Source organism: Nodularia harveyana UHCC-0300 (assembly GCF_034931085.1).
In the GTDB taxonomy this organism is placed as follows: Bacteria; Cyanobacteriota; Cyanobacteriia; order Cyanobacteriales; family Nostocaceae; genus Nodularia; species Nodularia harveyana.
This window is the reverse complement of the sequence record NZ_JAYGHG010000054.1, coordinates 1-16640: the sequence shown is the minus strand read 5'-3', so window position 1 is coordinate 16640 and position 16640 is coordinate 1. Positions and strand designations below refer to the sequence as shown.

General features: G+C 39.6%; 11 protein-coding genes. 5 read left to right on the top strand and 6 right to left on the bottom strand.

All coding sequences use genetic code 11. The features are described 5' to 3' along the window. Positions 1–122: 122 nt before the first annotated feature. On the bottom strand, positions 123–1133 hold the full coding sequence (gene trpS / locus VB620_RS20420) for a tryptophan--tRNA ligase (protein WP_323197991.1): 1011 nt from the start codon (positions 1131–1133) through the stop codon (positions 123–125). Positions 1134–1379: 246 nt separating this feature from the next. Between trpS and VB620_RS20415 the strand changes: the two genes are divergently transcribed. Beyond that, positions 1380–2561 (top strand): DNA cytosine methyltransferase, encoded by a 1182-nt coding sequence (locus tag VB620_RS20415; RefSeq protein ID WP_323197990.1) that lies wholly within the window; start codon positions 1380–1382, stop codon positions 2559–2561. Here the strand turns inward: VB620_RS20415 and VB620_RS20410 are convergent. Together VB620_RS20410 and VB620_RS20405 are read right to left on the bottom strand one after the other, a co-directional pair. Next, positions 2545–3270 (bottom strand): restriction endonuclease, encoded by a 726-nt coding sequence (locus tag VB620_RS20410; protein WP_323197989.1) that lies wholly within the window; start codon positions 3268–3270, stop codon positions 2545–2547. The genes VB620_RS20415 and VB620_RS20410 overlap by 17 nt on opposite strands. Next, positions 3267–3515 carry a helix-turn-helix domain-containing protein gene (locus VB620_RS20405; protein ID WP_323197988.1) on the bottom strand — a complete coding sequence of 83 codons (249 nt, stop codon included), beginning with the start codon at positions 3513–3515 and terminating at the stop codon, positions 3267–3269. Before VB620_RS20405 ends, VB620_RS20410 begins: the two co-directional genes overlap by 4 nt. 222 nt (positions 3516–3737) lie before the next feature. On the opposite strand from VB620_RS20405, the gene VB620_RS20400 reads away from it, so the two are divergent. Then, on the top strand, positions 3738–4481 hold the full coding sequence (locus VB620_RS20400) for a DUF429 domain-containing protein (protein WP_323197987.1): 744 nt from the start codon (positions 3738–3740) through the stop codon (positions 4479–4481). Between the two features lie 102 nt (positions 4482–4583). Here VB620_RS20400 and glgP read toward each other — a convergent pair whose 3' ends face one another. Further along, entirely contained in the window at positions 4584–7148 is a 2565-nt protein-coding gene (glgP, locus tag VB620_RS20395; protein WP_323197986.1) for an alpha-glucan family phosphorylase, read from the bottom strand. 2109 nt (positions 7149–9257) lie between these two features. Between glgP and VB620_RS20390 the strand changes: the two genes are divergently transcribed. From VB620_RS20390 to VB620_RS20380, 3 genes are all read left to right on the top strand, one after another. After that, positions 9258–9947, top strand: coding sequence for an acyltransferase (locus VB620_RS20390; protein WP_323197985.1), 690 nt, complete (start codon positions 9258–9260; stop codon positions 9945–9947). 337 nt (positions 9948–10284) lie between these two features. Continuing rightward, positions 10285–10401, top strand: coding sequence for a photosystem II reaction center protein I (locus VB620_RS20385; RefSeq protein WP_323197984.1), 117 nt, complete (start codon positions 10285–10287; stop codon positions 10399–10401). 163 nt (positions 10402–10564) lie between these two features. After that, positions 10565–13039: a DUF3769 domain-containing protein gene (locus tag VB620_RS20380; RefSeq protein WP_323197983.1), complete on the top strand. Its 2475-nt coding sequence runs from the start codon at positions 10565–10567 to the stop codon at positions 13037–13039. Here VB620_RS20380 and VB620_RS20375 read toward each other — a convergent pair. Together VB620_RS20375 and VB620_RS20370 are read right to left on the bottom strand one after the other, a co-directional pair. Then, complete coding sequence (locus VB620_RS20375; RefSeq protein ID WP_323197982.1) at positions 13002–14522, bottom strand: hybrid sensor histidine kinase/response regulator; 1521 nt, start codon at positions 14520–14522, stop codon at positions 13002–13004. The two genes, VB620_RS20380 and VB620_RS20375, sit on opposite strands and share 38 nt — an antisense overlap. A gap of 10 nt (positions 14523–14532) precedes the next feature. Beyond that, complete coding sequence (locus VB620_RS20370; RefSeq protein WP_323197981.1) at positions 14533–16446, bottom strand: PAS domain-containing sensor histidine kinase; 1914 nt, start codon at positions 16444–16446, stop codon at positions 14533–14535. Positions 16447–16640: the final 194 nt, after the last annotated feature.

Here is a 16640-nt window from a genome sequence, read left to right as displayed (position 1 = left end):
AGTTTGGAATAATCCAACTGGTGAGGGCATTTTCCAGTAGGAGAGGAAAAGTTAGACGGGCTTGAGTCCGCATTTTCCGCCAGTATCCTAGAATCCCTGTCCCTTCTGGGGCTGGGAGTATGTCAAATAGGTAGCGAGTATCCCAAAGCCGTTTTTACCTCTGCTAGAGTTTGATTGGCGATCGCCCCAGCTTTCTCCCGTCCCTCCCGCAAAACAGAATTCAGATAAGCTTGATCTGCTATTAACGCCTCGTATTTTTCCTGGATTGGTTTTAAAGCATTAATTGTTGTTTCTGTCAACAAAGGCTTAAATTGTCCCCAGCCCATATCTTGACATTCTGCTGCTACCTCTTCCTTTTTCTTCCCAGACAGCAGCATATACAGAGTTAATAAGTTATTACACTCTGGACGTTCTGGATCATCGAAACTCAAACCCCGCACCTGATCAGTTTTACAGCGCTTAATCTTATATTGAATCTGCTCTGGTGGATCTAGTAAATTAATCCGGCTTAAATCAGACGGATCAGACTTCGACATTTTGCGTGTACCATCCGCCAAACTCATCACCCTCGCCCCTTCCTTACGAATTAAAGGCTCTGGTAACTTAATCACCGGCTGTTTAGGCTGACCAAATTGATGATTGAATCTGTTAACAATATCTCTTGTCAATTCCAAATGTTGTTTTTGATCTTCACCCACTGGCACTTTATCAGCTTGATAGAGCAAAATATCAGCAGCCATCAGCACAGGGTAGTCCAACAAGCCGACATTCACATTTTCACCCTGCTTAATCGCCTTTTCCTTAAACTGAATCATGTCTTGCAACCAGTTTAAAGGTGTAATGCAATTAAACAACCAGGTAAGTTCACTGTGGGCAGAGACGTGAGATTGCACAAAAATAGTAGAATGATTTAAATCCAGACCACAAGCCAGATATAGCGCCACCAGGGTATAGGTATCCGACGCTAACAGTTTCGGGTCATGTGGGACTGTAATGGCGTGCAAATCAGCCACAAATAGGTAATTGTCGTATTCGCTCTGACCTTCCACCCAGTTGCGAATAGCTCCTAAGTAGTTACCCAGATGGTAATTACCCGTTGGTTGAACTCCAGAAAGAACACGCTGCTTGCCCATAAATTTCAACTTAATTGATCTCAAATCCGCCCTCTATAAAGTGGCGGTAACAAAACTCCTTCAATTTTGACACTTTCTCGGACAACTGGCTGTTAAGTGATGATTTCTATCTAAAGTATTTTGGACAGTAAGCTGACAAGAATAGATGTTTTTCAGTGGTCTAGCCCCTTGTTTTGACGATGAGGTATGCTTGATCTATTGTAGACAATATGTCACACTTAGCCAGACGTTAATATCAAGCATCCAATGCAAGGAACACAACTTGACCTTTTTCCACATGAGGATGAGCGTAATCCTATCAAAAAACAAAAGCAGCCAAAGTTAGGACGTTATCAGCGTATTCAGCGCGAACTAGATAAAGATAACTCTGATTCATATAAGAAATTTATTGATATTAGTTCTCCACCAAGTTTATTATCTAAATATACTTTTGTGGATCTATTTTGTGGTGCGGGGGGAATCACACAAGGTTTATCACAAGCTGGATTTACACCATTAGCTAGTGTAGAAATTAGCCCAATTGCTTCTGCTACTCACAACAAAAATTTCCCCCAATGTCATCACTTTTGTGGAGATATTGAACAATTTTCTGCTCAAGATTGGCTACAAGAAATTGGCTCGCCTGAAGTAAATGTTGTTGTTGGTGGTCCACCATGTCAGGGATTTTCAGTAGCCGGAAAGCGTGACCCCAAAGATCCGCGCAATCGGTTATTTTATGAATTTGTACGTGTAGTTTCAGAAATACGCCCTTGGTATGTAGTAATGGAAAATGTCCCAGGGATTCTGACAATTCAAAAAGGGAGTGTCAAAACAGCAATTATTGAAGCTTTTAAATCTATTGGTTATCCTCATATTTCTGTAGCAATTCTAGAATCTGCTGCTTATAGAGTCCCGCAAATTCGACCAAGAGCTATTTTTATTGCTAATAGATTTGGAATGCCAAATCCTTATCCTAAATCTCAATTAAGCATTGAAGAATACAAACCTATTGAGTCAGCAATTTCTGATTTACCAGAATACACTCCCATACCGAAAATTAACCATGAGTGGACTAAACATTCACCGGAATATATGGAACGTCTAGCTCAAGTTCCCCCTGGTGGTTCCTTATATAAAAAATTTGTCGATGCCTTCAAACGGCAATATACTGGTAAACCGAGTATGACTGTGAAAGAAAATCATGGTGGTACTCATATTCACCCATATTTAAATCGGGTAATTTCAGCCAGAGAAATGGCAAGATTACAGACGTTTCCTGATTCATTTATTTTTGAAGGAACTATGAAAAAAGCTATGTGGCAAATTGGTAATGCAGTCCCACCACGTTTAGCCGAGTGTATTGGTTATGCACTTATTCCTTATTTAAACGATATTGCAATTAATTCCCAAAATTTAGTTAAAGCTAGTATTATTAAGCAGATTGATTAAGCTTTTGATTGAGGGCATTACGCCATGCTGCAAAATCATACCAGCCACATCCAACACAGCCTTCTTCAGCCTCAACACCACGCTGATGTATAGAAGGCCAATCTTCACCTTTTTCGTACCAAAACTGAATACCAAAAGGTGTCCCTCGTTTACCAGTTCTAATACAACGCTCACAACTTCTAGATTTCAAAAGATTATGATTACCAGATGTATCTTTCTTCAGTAATTGAAACTTTTGCCTGATTTCATTCTCACTCATAGAGCTTAAGTGTGGAGGCTCACTGGCTCCCCAACGCTCCATCGGAAACCTGTGATCAATTACTAACTCATGAGCAGCTCTTTCTCTCTGTTCTATGATATCCATATACGCATAAACTGTGAGAATTTTCTTAACTAACAAAGCTGGGATATTAGCAGCCGAATTAGCTGATTTTATCTCACCAGTCCAACGATCCCACTTTGTTTTCTTGCCGCAAATTTCACAATATTTACTTTCAGTTTCAATAACAAGTCCAGGTCGCTGTTTGTTTCCACGTTGTAATCCTTGAATACCACCTCCACCTGCATACTGATCAGAGCCAATTTCCTTTGTTTCATGTCCACGACAATGCCATTTTTGATCTGACAACAAATTAAAGACTTTCAATTGGGTTGGGGCTTTATTCAACTGATGACGAATTGTTTCTCCTAAATTTTGTTGGTTGTTCACTGTATTTTATCTGCTTCTATTTCTAGGTTTTTGAGAAGAATAGAAACACTAATCCCTAAGCCATTAGCAAGACTTACCAGAGCAGTGAGGGAAGGGTTTCTGACTCCACGTTCCACACCGGATATGTATGTGCGGTCTAAGTTAGCGCGTAGTCCTAATTCCTCTTGTGAAATCCCCTGTTCTGTTCTGTATGTCCTCACTAAAGAACCCAAAGCACAAAGAATCTTTTGTTTCGACTCATTCATGTACTGATTGTCAATATCTACGGACTATCAGTCTACGGACGATGTGTCACATTAGAGCTTATTGCGGAGAAAATTTAGAAAAAATGTTATAAATAACAGGACTTACGCAAAATATCTCTCAAACCCTCTTTCCTTCGTGTTCTTCGTTCCTTCGTGGTTCATTCTTTCGTAACTTGTGCGTAAGTCCTAAATAATAAGCACACACATAAATAATGTACAGGAATGAAATTTATTGGTGTTGATTTAGGCTGGCGATCGCAACCAAGCGGTTTATGTTGTCTAGAATTAATCGCAGGAGAACTGCAAATCATAGACTTAGACCGTCTAGAATTAATTGCAGACATTCTTAGCTGGATAGATAAAAACGTCCCCCCCCAAGAACCAGCCATAATTGGTGTAGACGCACCCACCCTGATCCCCAACGCTACGGGGAGTCGTTTACCTGATAAACTGACACACAAATACTTTGGGAAATATCACGCCGGCTGCTACCCAGCTAATCAAAACCTACCCTTTGCAGAACGCACCGTAAACTTTGGTTTAGAATTAGAATCACGGGGATTTGACCATGCACCAAGCATTGATCCCCAAAAACCTGGCAGATATCAAATAGAAGTCTTTCCCCATCCAGCCATAGTTAACTTATTCAAATTAGAACGCATCCTTAAATACAAAAAAGGACGCATCAATGAGCGTCGCTTAGAATTAATCAAACTGCAAAATTATATTTTCGATATTCTCCCCACCCTAACTCCTCCTCTGTGTACTCTACGCCTCTGCGGTTGGTTGTCCGAAATTCCCACTACAGGCACAGCACTCAAAGCCACAGAAGACAAACTAGATAGCTTAATTTGTGCCTACGTAGCAGCCAACTGGTGGTATTGGGGAGAACAACATAACTTAGTATTAGGCGATCGCACCACCGGTTACATCGTCATCCCTGGAAATGTGGGGAGTGGGAAATAGGATGGAAGAAGTTTTTCCCCCTTGCTCCCCTTCGACTGCGCTCAGGGCAAGCCTGCTCCCGGACACTGAGCGTAGCCGAAGTGCTGCTCCCCTGCTTCTTAGCTATTGCGCCCAAGCGATTAATCTTGGCTCATAGGGACTTGATAGGTTTTGATGCTGGGGTAGAACACGTAAAGACAAGCCTTGTAAACCAGAGGCAGCGTAAGTGATATTAGCCGTGTAAATACTTAAGTTATCTGAATCTTGCCCTTGATAATCCATGACTACAGGCACAGCATTGGCAATGTCACCATTAGCATCAATCGTACCTTGGTATAACTCCACGCGGACATCATCATTAGTCAAAGTTGCTAAATCAACCTTAGCTTTGACAGCGACAGTTTGGTTGACTTCAATATCCGCATTTGCTGACACATCAATATCTTTAATTTTGATATTAAACCAATGTGCGCTGAGTTGAGATTTCCAACGGGCTAATTCCTTTGCTGGGGCGTAATTATCGGCGGTGAGAGTCGTAAAGCGATCGCTTGCTGGAAAATAAGCCCGTTGTGCATATTCTCCCACCATCCGAGCCGTATTAAAGAAAGGACAATTCAAGCGAATTGCGTCCTTCATTTTAGCAATCCAAGACCTGGGTAAACCATCAACATCTTGATATTCATAAAACAGAGGCACAACCTCCTTTTCTAACAACTCATAGAGAGCATTAGCTTCTACCTCATCTTGGTAATCAGGATCATCGTAATTTTCACCATGTCCAATTGACCAACCAGTCCGGACATAATCAGCTTCATCCCACCAGCCATCAAGAACACTTAAATTCAGCAATCCATTCATTGCGGCTTTCATCCCGCTAGTCCCAGAAGCTTCCCTTGGACGACGTGGTGTATTTAGCCAGACATCGCAACCAGCTACCATTAACCGAGCAATGTGAATATCATAATTAGGCACAAACACGACTTGTTTTTCCAAGTTTTGTTCATGGATAAAGTGATTGATATCGCGGATGAGTTCTTTTCCTGGAATATCTTTGGGGTGAGCCTTACCAGCGATTACAAATTGGACTTTACGATGTTTATTACTCAGTAAAATTTGCTTGATCCTGTCCAAATCACGCATCCACAGAGTAGCGCGTTTGTAGGTGGCAAAACGTCGCGCGAAGCCAATGGTTAAAACGTTGGGATCGAGAACCTCTTGGGCTTGGTTAATTTCGGAAGCTGAAGCCCCGCGATCGCGCAAATGCTTCACTAAATGTTCTCGGACGTATACAACCATGTCTAAGCGACAGCGTTGATGATTGCGCCACAACTCCTCATCGGGGATCGTATCAATCCTCTCCCACAAAGGGCTATCCGGTGCTGCTGATGACCAATTTGGACCTAAATAGCGATCGTACAACTCTTGAGTGGATTTCGCCACACAACTGCGCGCATGAACACCATTAGTAATTGCGGCAATTGGCACTTCTTCCACAGGGACCTTTTTCCACAAACCCTTAAACATTTGGCGTGATACCACACCGTGTAACTGCGCCACACCGTTAGAAAATGTCGCCATCTTCAACGCCAACACCGCCATGCTGAAAGGTGCAGATAAATCACCCGTATTTTCTCGCCCCAGTCCTAAAAATTGCTCTTTCGGCAAGCCAAAAATTTCGGCATAGTACCCCAAGTAATACAAAATCTTGTCAGGAGAGAATAAATCTATTCCTGCTGGTACTGGCGTGTGCGTAGTAAAGATATTGCTAGAAGCCACCACCTGTCTAGCCTGGGCATAAGTCAATCCTGCTTCCTGAATCAGAATACGGATTCGTTCTAACGCCGAGAATGCCGCATGGCCTTCATTCATGTGATAAGCAGTGACATCATAACCCAGTGCTTTCAACATTTGGACACCACCGATCCCCAGCATAATTTCCTGGTGGATACGCATATCAATGTCACCACCATACAGCTGGTCTGTAATATCGTGGTCGTAAGGGTTATTAGGTTCAATGTTCGTATCCAGCATATACAGTGGAACCATTCCCACCTGTACACGCCAAACTCTCGCATAAACCTTGCGTCCTGGATAATCTACCGCAATCCGTAATTCTGAACCATCCGGATTCCGCTCCAGATGCAAAGGCATATTATAGAAATCATTGATCAGGTAGCGTTCTTGTTGCCAACCATCTGCATTCAGATATTGAGCAAAGTACCCTTGCTGATACAATAAGCCCACACCCACCAGAGGTAAACCCAAATCGCTCGCAGATTTCAAATGATCCCCTGCTAAAACACCCAAGCCTCCCGAATAAACTGGTAAACAATCTACAAGTCCAAATTCAGCCGAAAAATATGCGTAGCATTCTTTTGGCTTTTGACTGCGTTGTTTCTGATACCAGGTACGCTCTTGTAAGTAATCTTCTAACTGGCGAGCTGCCCGATCCATTTGTGCTAGAAATCCTTCATCTTCCACAACTTCTAACAGGCGTGCTTGACTAATTGTACCCAGCATTAACACCGGGTTATGGTGGCTAGACTCCCACAAATCGGTGTCTAAACGACGAAATAAGTCCTTACTCTCAACATTCCAATCCCAGTGCAAGTTATAGGCTAATTTTCGCAGAGGTTCGAGTCTCGAAGGTAAGCAAGGGGAAACGTTAAATGTGCGAATTGGCTGCATAGGTTGGTAAAACTCCAAGTTATATTTTCGCTATTGTTTACGTCTGTATTACTGTCTTTACCCAATGTTGCCAATTCTTTTTACAGTGTTTGTAAAATGGGGATGACTTTGTTCAGCATTGACAGTTATTCTTGACATCGCTGGTAAAGTTTACACTAAGGGAATTTTTAAGTCTATGGATTACCCTTAATTATTTACTTAGTATATTAAAATTTGATTATTGTCTATCAGCTAAACCTTAAACAAATATAAATAAATATTGATTATGCTTGAGACTATTTCCCAATCAAGATCTACTTAATATTAGATAAACTCCGCCTAGCCCGTTATACCAACTGATTCTTCTCAGAGCTTTAGAAGCCAAGAACGCCAATTCAGAGAGAAACAGTGATTAAATGCAAGCTGATCAACAATTATTATGAATTGGTAGTTTTAGATGCAGGTGACTACCTACAAAAGTTAGTTACACAATTAATACAGTATTCCATTTTCTGAATTAGAGCCTTTTTCAAGTAAGAACTCTGTATAATTTTCTCTTGAAATCCTATATCTGTAGTCAGAGATGCTTGGAGAATCCTGTGAATTAAAAGCATATTTTAATTGATATAGATCCATATTCCCATAACTACTGGAGTTTAGCTAATGGATAAATTCATGATTGTTTCGGGTTAGGACGTAATAAGTAATAAAAATTTTCTTGCTATTTTATGATGTGATTACTAAAAATCATAAATTTTGCATCTGTATTTACAAATAATAATTTATTTATCTTTTATTTTGATTTTTATAGCATCCTGAACTATGTGCCTATATCCTGAAAGTTGATATTAGTTATCGTGATTTACTGGAATTTTTATGGTGTGCAATAATTTCGTCATTGCCGAGTTGTAGTTATAAATAGATACTATAGGACTACTATTTGATTATTGAACAAACACGTAGGGTGTGTTAGCGGTAGCGTAACGCACCAAAGCCTTAATAACGGTGTGTTACGGATTTCATCCTAACGCACCCTACAATACTTATTTTTTTCAGAAATCAAATATGATTCCTATATCGTTGTTCTATTCCAGAGTCATAGCTATAAAATTTATACCTTAATTCTGCTCTGATATAATCAGTGAATCATGTTTAAGATATTATTTATTATTTGCAGTATTACATCTAGCCTATATATAATTCAACTCATTAATTGATCATAAATTAATTCAAGTAAATGTATTGTTTTTTCTAGGTATAGAATAGTTATTGCTAACTAGAATACAATTAATGATGTTATTTTAATTGGAGACTAAGTGAGATAAATGAAATCACCAAAACTTCTTTATTCAACTTGTTTCATTTCAAAAAAAATGTGTTAATCTTAAAAAACTATCACAAACAGTAATTAAGATAATTACAATTGTGATTTGCCTTGCCTATAATTCATCGATGTCTAACATGATTAGCGCCACATCTTTTGAGAATTCGTTGCAAGAAAGTCGTCATTGCAATCATGGCAGCGCTTATACATTTGCGTCGATGGTCAATTTTAATATGATGTCTGAAGTTGGTGATACTCCACCTTAAGTTTGATGTTTTCGGATAAAAATACAGGTATAGTTTCAATGCAGTTTATGTTTAAAAAACTGATGAAAGTCAAATACATTTGTTGAGATGAGATCAAACAGTTAAAATACAACGATTAAATTCTGTTTAAAAATCTTGTTTAATTTAGTTAGTGTTGCACAAAAAAATCTAGATGCTAGCGGTATTTTTAGATATTCAAATGTGTCATAAAAGCAAAATTAACATCTTTGAAATCCCACCGATAATCAACTTTGTTTTCTGAATATTTGTCGCTATAAAGTCATGAGTAAATGATTATTGCTAATCTAATATTCATGCCTAAAAAGTTCAGAATTTCGATAAAGCAAGATTTTTGGCAATTGTTGCGTAAGTCCTGGTAGTTTAATATTTTCCGAGAAAATTACTAATTATTGATGAAAAACTATGGGTGTATTCTATACCATGAAATTAGTAATTTCACACTTCAAGCGCTACTGCCAACAGTCCAAATATTTTCTCCATGAACTTTGAAGATTTTCCGAAATACAGAGATATTGAATTATGAATAACAAGAGATATACCTCAAAATGGCAAAGGTCACAAGAACTATTAGTCACTACTTTGTTAGGAGATATTCCTACAATTGCCCTGGGTCCAAAATTGCGCAATCTGGTATATCGAAGGATTTTTTCTCGGATGGGTAAACCAGTTTATATCCAAAATGGTGTGGAATTTTTGGGAACTTCTGCAATTGAAATGGGTAATGGGGTACATATTTTTAAAGGTGTACGCATGGATGCCCAAGGACACCAAAATAATAAGATTTATTTAGGCAATGGTGTGGCTCTGGAGCGTTATGTTGATATTGGGTGTTTGGATAACACTTCCGTATTTATTGATGATGAAACGTTCATAGCTCCTGATGTTTGCATTGCTGGGCCGGGAAATATCAGAATTGGTAAGCATTGCATGATAGCATCCCATTCGGGAATATATGCTAATAACCACAAATTTGCCGACTTAACACAACCTATAAGATACCAAGGCGTAACTCGTAAGGGAATTTTGATTGAAGATGACTGTTGGCTAGGACATGGAGTAACGGTGTTAGATGGGGTTACTATCGGTCAAGGTAGTGTGATTGGTGCGGGATCAGTTGTTAATAAAGATGTTCCTCCCTATTCTGTAGCTGTAGGTTCGCCTGTGAGAGTGATCAAAAGTCGGGTTAGTAAGAATTTAGTGGCATCATAGTATTATTCAGATTAAGCTCAATTTTCTGCAAGTGACGCTGATTTGTGATCGAGATGATTGGGTAAGTTGCAAAATGTCATCTTTCCCGGTGTGCGGTTTTGACTGCTGCAAAATATGAAATAAATAGTTGTTTCTCCACTACTGATTTTGTCGCTATCAAGGGAAACTTCACCCGTCAGTCAACGTCTCCAGGATAAAGAGCAAAAAACAGCTGAGGGTATTAACCAGAGTCATCTCAAAAAGGGGCGAGATTTCGGTAATATAAGGTAGCTATATTTTGTGTATGGCAGATACCTAAGAGAGATACTTTTTTCTCAAACCCTTTGGAGATATTTCTATGGTGAGTTTAAAAATCGCTGTTTATATTGTTGTTGCCTTCTTCGTGGCTATTTTTGTCTTCGGATTCTTGTCCAACGACCCAGCCCGTAACCCCGGACGGCGAGATTCAGAGTAATATTCTGATCGATTATCCACAACTGCCGGAAGATGGACAACACCAAACCTCCTTCTCTTGGCAGCTTGCTGTGTTTAGGCAAACAGCAAAAGTCGGAAGGTAAAAGGTGTAATTAATCCTTCCGGCTATTATTTTGCTATGTGTTAGCTTGATTTGCCCAGATATGCTTCATCCAATTCCGCCACCAGCAATGCTGCCGATTGTCGAACCAGTACCATCAGCAAATTCTGTTTCCTATGCTAGTGGTACTCAGTTTCCCTCAATTTCAGGCAATCAGACTGATAACAAAAGTCATCCAAAAAAACCTCTGGCGTTAGCACAAGTCCCAAATGTGGGAAATGCTCAACCTATTTTTAGCTTGTCAACTCCGATTGATAGCAATCAGGAAAAGCTATCTGCTACAAGTATTCCCAGGATGAATAGTGGAGAAACTCCGCCGGAATTTTCTCCTTTCACGGCTTCTCAGAGTGCTGTAAGTTTGGGTCAACCCCAGAGGGTTGGTTCTTCGGAAAAGCAGTTGGATTCCTCTAGCCCTATCCCCCAGGTACGAGTTCTGGCGGAGAAAGCAACTCTTCAAGGGGCGGAAAGTAATATTTCTATACAGCAATTTCCGGATAGTATCAATATTACGGTTGATCAACCTGATGATGTCTGGAGTTCTCAAGCGGTAGAAAATACTCTGGAGTTTAAGTCTCGTGAACCTAGCGGGGAAAATTCTACTCCGTCAAGTATAGAATTTAAGCCACGAACGTCAGAGGCTGAACAGCCGACACCTGCGCCCCCTGGGAGACAGAGAACTGTGGAAGTGATCTCTGATAGGCAGGAGTATGATGAACAACGGCGAATTATTACCGCAGAGGGTAATGTTGTGGTGCGCTTTGATGGGTCTGTGGTGGATGCCGATCGCCTGCAAGTAAATTTAGATAATTTAATCGCTGTGGGGTCAGGTAATGTGGCCTTGACGCGAGGGGATCAAGTGCTGCGGGGAGAACGCTTTAGCTATAATTTCATCCAAGATAATGGGGAAATAGAAAACGGTAGTGGGGAAATTTTTGTCCCGTCAGCCCAAAGAGATTTGGCTTTTTCAGCCAGTGATGTTACGCCTAGTGAAATTCAGCGTCCTTTAAGCGATCGCGTCAGAAGAAATCAGCCTCTTTCTGGGATCAGCAGTCCAGGGGGTCTTGATTTGATCTTGGGTGGTACACCAGCCAGTAATCTCCCTTCTCCAGAAAGTGGGGGTCAGGTCAGGCGAATGCGGTTTGAAGCTGAACGGATTGAGTTTTATCCGCGAGGCTGGCAAGCGGAGGATGTGCGGATTACTAATGATCCCTTTTCACCGCCAGAATTAGAGTTACGAGCGTCTCAAGTTACTGCTACCCAGGAATCTCCTTTAGTTGAAACCATTACTACCCGGGGACAACGTTTAGTCTTTGACCAAAAGGTTTCTATACCCATTCCTGTAGATAGACAAACTATCGACCGTTTTGAACGGGATGCTTCACCATTTTTTGTTTCTCCTGGCTTTGATGGCGATCGCCGTGGTGGTTTGTTTGTGGAACGGGGTTTCGCAGCAGTGGATAATGAAAAAACAACTTGGAGAATTACCCCTCAATTCTTTGTGCAGAAAGCCTTACAAGAAGGGACAGGTGATTTAGCTGGATTGTTCGGTGTAAAGACCAGTGTAAATGCGGTTTTAAACCCACGGACAACAGTTGAAGGTGCTGGCGAATTAACCAGTTTTGACTTAAATCAGGTAGAGAACAATTTGCGGGGGAGTTTGCGAATGCGCCAAGCTTTAGCCGATAAAAATCCTCACATCTTAAATTTGGAATATAGCTACCGCGATCGCCTATATAACGGTACTCTCGGTTTTCAAACTGTCCAGAGTAGTCTTGGTGGTTTGATTAGCTCTCCTGTAATTCCTTTAGGTAATACTGGTATTAACCTAAACTATCAAGCAGGTGTACAATATATCAATGCCAACACTGATCGTCTAGACTTACTCGAACCAGACCGCACAAATAATCGTATTTCTCTGGGACGCTTCCAAGGTAGTGCTAGCCTGAGTCGGGGCTTTTTACTTTGGCAGGGTAAACCATTACCACCTACCGCCACTGAAGGTTTAAAATACACGCCAAATCCGGTAGTTCCCTACGTACAAACCCTGGCTAGTCTCACAGGGACAAATAGTTATTATACTAATAACGAAAATCAAAGTACCCTCACGGGTTCAATCGGTTTAATTGGGCAAATTGGTCATTTCTCCCGCCCATATCTCGACTATACTGCCTTTAATGTCACTTATTCTCAGGGTTTCAATAGCGGATTATCACCGTTTTTGTTTGACCGTTCCGTTGATAATAAGGTGCTAGGTGCTGGAATCTCACAGCAAATTTACGGGCCAGTTCGTTTGGGTTTTCAAACAGCAATTAACTTGGATACTGGTAAGGAAACCAGCACTGACTATATTTTAGAATATAGCCGCCGTACCTATGGACTAACATTGCGTTATAACCCGGTACTGGAATTAGGCGGTTTTAGCATTCGCATTAGTGACTTTAACTGGACTGGTGGTACAAATCCCTTTTCTGGTGAGGAAGTTAAGCCTGTGGTGAATGGTGTGCGACAGAATAATTAAGGGGAAAAATTAATGTGAATGTTGTCCCTACACCAACTTGACTAGTGAAATTTATTTCACCTTGGAGAGCATCCACGCACCTTTTAACAATCACTAATCCCAGTCCTGTACCCTGAATTGATTGGACATTGGAGGCTCGATAAAATGATTCAAATAATCGTTTCTGATCTGCTTCCGGAATGCCAATTCCTTGGTCTTTAATCTGTAATATAATTCTTTTTTCTTTAGTGTCACAAGTTAAATCTACTTGAACATTTTGATTTTCAGGAGAATACTTAACTGCGTTAGAAACTAAATTAATAAATATATAATGTAATAGTTTTTCATCTATCAACGCATTTGTATTTGCGCTATGACAGGTAAAGATAATTTTATGTTTATCATTGGTAATTAGAGTAAATTCTTCAATAAATTCTAGACATAGTTTCTCCAAATTAACTGGATGCAAATCGGATTCAAGTTTTCCTACATCTGACTTACCGATAAACAATACATCTTCCATTAATTCTTTCATGGATTCTATAGCACCTTTAATTCGCTTTAAGTAGGTGTTTTTTTTGACTTGTGTTATGCTGTCTCCTTGAATTTCTAACAGTTCTACTGCTGTTTGAATTACAGTTAGGGGATTCCGAAAATCATGAGAAACTGTAGAGATAAACAGGGATTTGAGATTGTTCAGTTCCCGCTCTTGATTCAAGGCGCGCTCTAGAATTTCTGTTTGACGACGTTCGCTGAGATCCCAAAAAACAACTACTACACCATCTATGTGGTTAGCTCGCCTCATTATTGGTGAAGCACTATCCCCAATGGGAATTTTTTGCCCATTTTTACTAATTAAAGATGTGAATTCATCTAGATAAGCAACTTTTTGCTCTCGGAGGACTTTCACAACTGGGTTTTCTAATGCAGTTTCTGTAATTTCATCGACAATTTTAAAAATTCTTGATATGTCTTGTTCCTGAGCATCTGCTTGTTTCCAACCAGTGAGTAACTCAGCCGCAGGATTCATAAATGTGACTTTGGCTTTGTCATCGGTAGCAATTACAGCATCACGCATGGAGTTTAATAGCGTGGCTAATCGGTCTCGACTGTCCCGCAGATCCCTTTCTAATTGGTGTTTTAATAAACCGATCTCCACAGCTATTTTTAGATCTTTAGCCGTAAATGGTTTAACTACATATCCAAAGGGTTGAGTGAGTTTCGCACGCTGTAAAGTTTGGTCGTCACTGTAAGCAGTTAAGAAAATGACGGGAATATCTAACTGCTCACGAATAGAAGCTGCTGCTGTAATCCCATCCATATTACCTTTGAGGATAATATCCATGAGAACTAGTTGTGGCTTAGTCTCTAATGCTTTGGCGATCGCCACTGCTCCTGAAGAAGCTTTACCCGTCACCATATAGCCTAACTGACTAAGTTGATTGGCAATAGTTCTAGCAACAATCACTTCATCTTCAACAACTAAAATTCTCACTTGATCCATTGGAAGTTTACTAGTCCAAAGTTAAATAGGGAAATTGTATTTTAAATGCTGTGCCATGATTACGTTCTACAGTCATGGTTCCTTCTAGTTGTTCTGTTACTAAGTCATAAACTAATGACAGACCTAAAGAATCAGTATTACTCCAATCGAGGTTATCTGGTAGACCAATACCATTATCTTGAATTATCATTTGAATTTGGTTATTGAAACCACTTAATTCGATAGCAATTTTACCTGTTTTTTGGTCAGGAAATGCGTGTTTGAAGGAATTGGATAATAACTCATTGATGATTAATCCACAGCCAATGGCTTGATCTACATTTAAGTTAACTGCATCTATATGAGTTTTTATGTCAATTTTTCCTGGTGCTATTTGATATGAAATCAAAATACTAGTTACTAGATTATCTACATAGTCAGCAACATCTAGTGTGCCGATATTCGGCGAAAGATATAAGTTTTTGTGAATTAGAGAGATGGAGTCAATACGGTTTTGACTGTCTTGGAAAACTCTGCTCATCTCTGGATCTGTGATTGTTTGAGACTGGAGTTGTAATAGACTTGATACAATTTGTAAGTTATTTTTAACTCGATGATGCACTTCTTTGAGTAAAACTTCTTTTTCTACTAGTGCAGATTTTAAGTTAATCTCTACTCTTTGTCTTTCGGCTATTTCATTTTGAGCCTGTTGAAATATGGTTGATTGTTGAATGGCGATCGCAATTTGTACTGTCAGTTGATCTAGCAAATCCAATTGATGCTCTTCCCAATCCCGACTATGAGAGCATTGATGCGCTACTAACAAACCCCACAAACACGATCCAGCATTTTCCTCATCTATTTTCAGCAAGATCGGCACAACTAAATTAGCTTGAACTTCAAATTGTTCTAACAACTTAAGATGACAATTAGTCAATCCAGCTTCGTAAATGTTGGCGATCGCCCGTTTTCTTCCTTGGTAATATTGTAAGCCTCCTCCTGTCTGAAAACAAGTATCTTTAATTGTCACTCCTAAAGCTATTGTCCATCCTGTTCCCACAGATTCCGCGACAATTTTTCCGCTCATATCTGAAGCAAACTGATAAACTACTACCCGATCAACTTTGAGCAAATGTCGCACTTCTTGAACTGTAGTATTTAGAATATCTGTTAGATTCAAAGATTGGCGAATGCGCTCCGCCACAGTTCGCATTAATTGTTCTCGTTCCGCCTGAGCTTTAAAAGCTAGTTCAGTGCGCTTAGGTGCTGTAATATCCGAAAATACAGCTAATATTGCCGATTCTCCCTGAAAATTTAAATACTGAAATGATGCGATCGCCCAGAAATTACTTCCATCTTTTCTTTTAAGTAGTAGTTCATAATTTTGAACTGATTTCTTTTTAGTAAGGGTGGCTAAAATTTCTTTTCTCTGAGATGGATTATAGTATAAATCTGAAATTGGATGGTTAACTAAATCTTCCAATTCACAGCGAAATATTTCTACTAATTCTGAATTAGCATATAAAATCAACCCATCAGATAAACGTGAAATAACTAATGGTACGGGAATAGCCTGATAAATTGCTCGGAAAGTATCTTCACTTTTCTGAAGATTATTCTCCATTTTTTGACTTTCTCTTATCTCTAGTAATTTGGCATCATATTCACCATATTCAATTGCGTGTGTAACAGCTTCTATATTAATCAGATCACCATTTTTCTTTCGATGTTTCCATTGACCAGAGAAATTTAAAGTAGATATTTTTGATAAAAAAGGCGCATCCTCCGGGAAATAAATATCAGTTATTTGCATTTGTAAAAACTCTTCTTTAGAGTATCCATACTGTACAACAGCAGTTTCATTCACATCTAAAAATTTTCCAGTTTTTTGGTCATATAACCATATACTGTGAGGATGATTTGCAAAAATTAAACTAAAATTCATAGAACCCTTTTGAAGCATTTATTCCTGCTGTAGGAAATGTAATGGTTAGGATATTTATTTTAGAGGTTGTTTGAAAAGTATTATATGAAACCCATAATCTCCAAAAACCTAACCCCCCTACCCCCCTTCCCTACAAGGGAATGGGGTTTTCAAAGCCTCTCTCCTTGCAGGGGAGAGGTTTGGAGAGGGGTCAA

Bases quoted from the DNA above. Each gene is read 5' to 3' on its own strand.
- VB620_RS20405 (WP_323197988.1), bottom strand. From the start codon at position 3,515: ATGAATGAGTCGAAACAAAAGATTCTTTGTGCTTTGGGTTCTTTAGTG.
- VB620_RS20415 (WP_323197990.1), top strand. From the start codon at position 1,380: ATGCAAGGAACACAACTTGACCTTTTTCCACATGAGGATGAGCGTAAT.
- VB620_RS20400 (WP_323197987.1), top strand. From the start codon at position 3,738: ATGAAATTTATTGGTGTTGATTTAGGCTGGCGATCGCAACCAAGCGGT.
- VB620_RS20390 (WP_323197985.1), top strand. From the start codon at position 9,258: ATGAATAACAAGAGATATACCTCAAAATGGCAAAGGTCACAAGAACTA.
- trpS (WP_323197991.1), bottom strand. From the start codon at position 1,133: ATGGGCAAGCAGCGTGTTCTTTCTGGAGTTCAACCAACGGGTAATTAC.
- VB620_RS20380 (WP_323197983.1), top strand. From the start codon at position 10,565: ATGCTTCATCCAATTCCGCCACCAGCAATGCTGCCGATTGTCGAACCA.
- VB620_RS20375 (WP_323197982.1), bottom strand. From the start codon at position 14,522: ATGGATCAAGTGAGAATTTTAGTTGTTGAAGATGAAGTGATTGTTGCT.
- VB620_RS20385 (WP_323197984.1), top strand. From the start codon at position 10,285: ATGGTGAGTTTAAAAATCGCTGTTTATATTGTTGTTGCCTTCTTCGTG.
- VB620_RS20370 (WP_323197981.1), bottom strand. From the start codon at position 16,446: ATGAATTTTAGTTTAATTTTTGCAAATCATCCTCACAGTATATGGTTA.
- glgP (WP_323197986.1), bottom strand. From the start codon at position 7,148: ATGCAGCCAATTCGCACATTTAACGTTTCCCCTTGCTTACCTTCGAGA.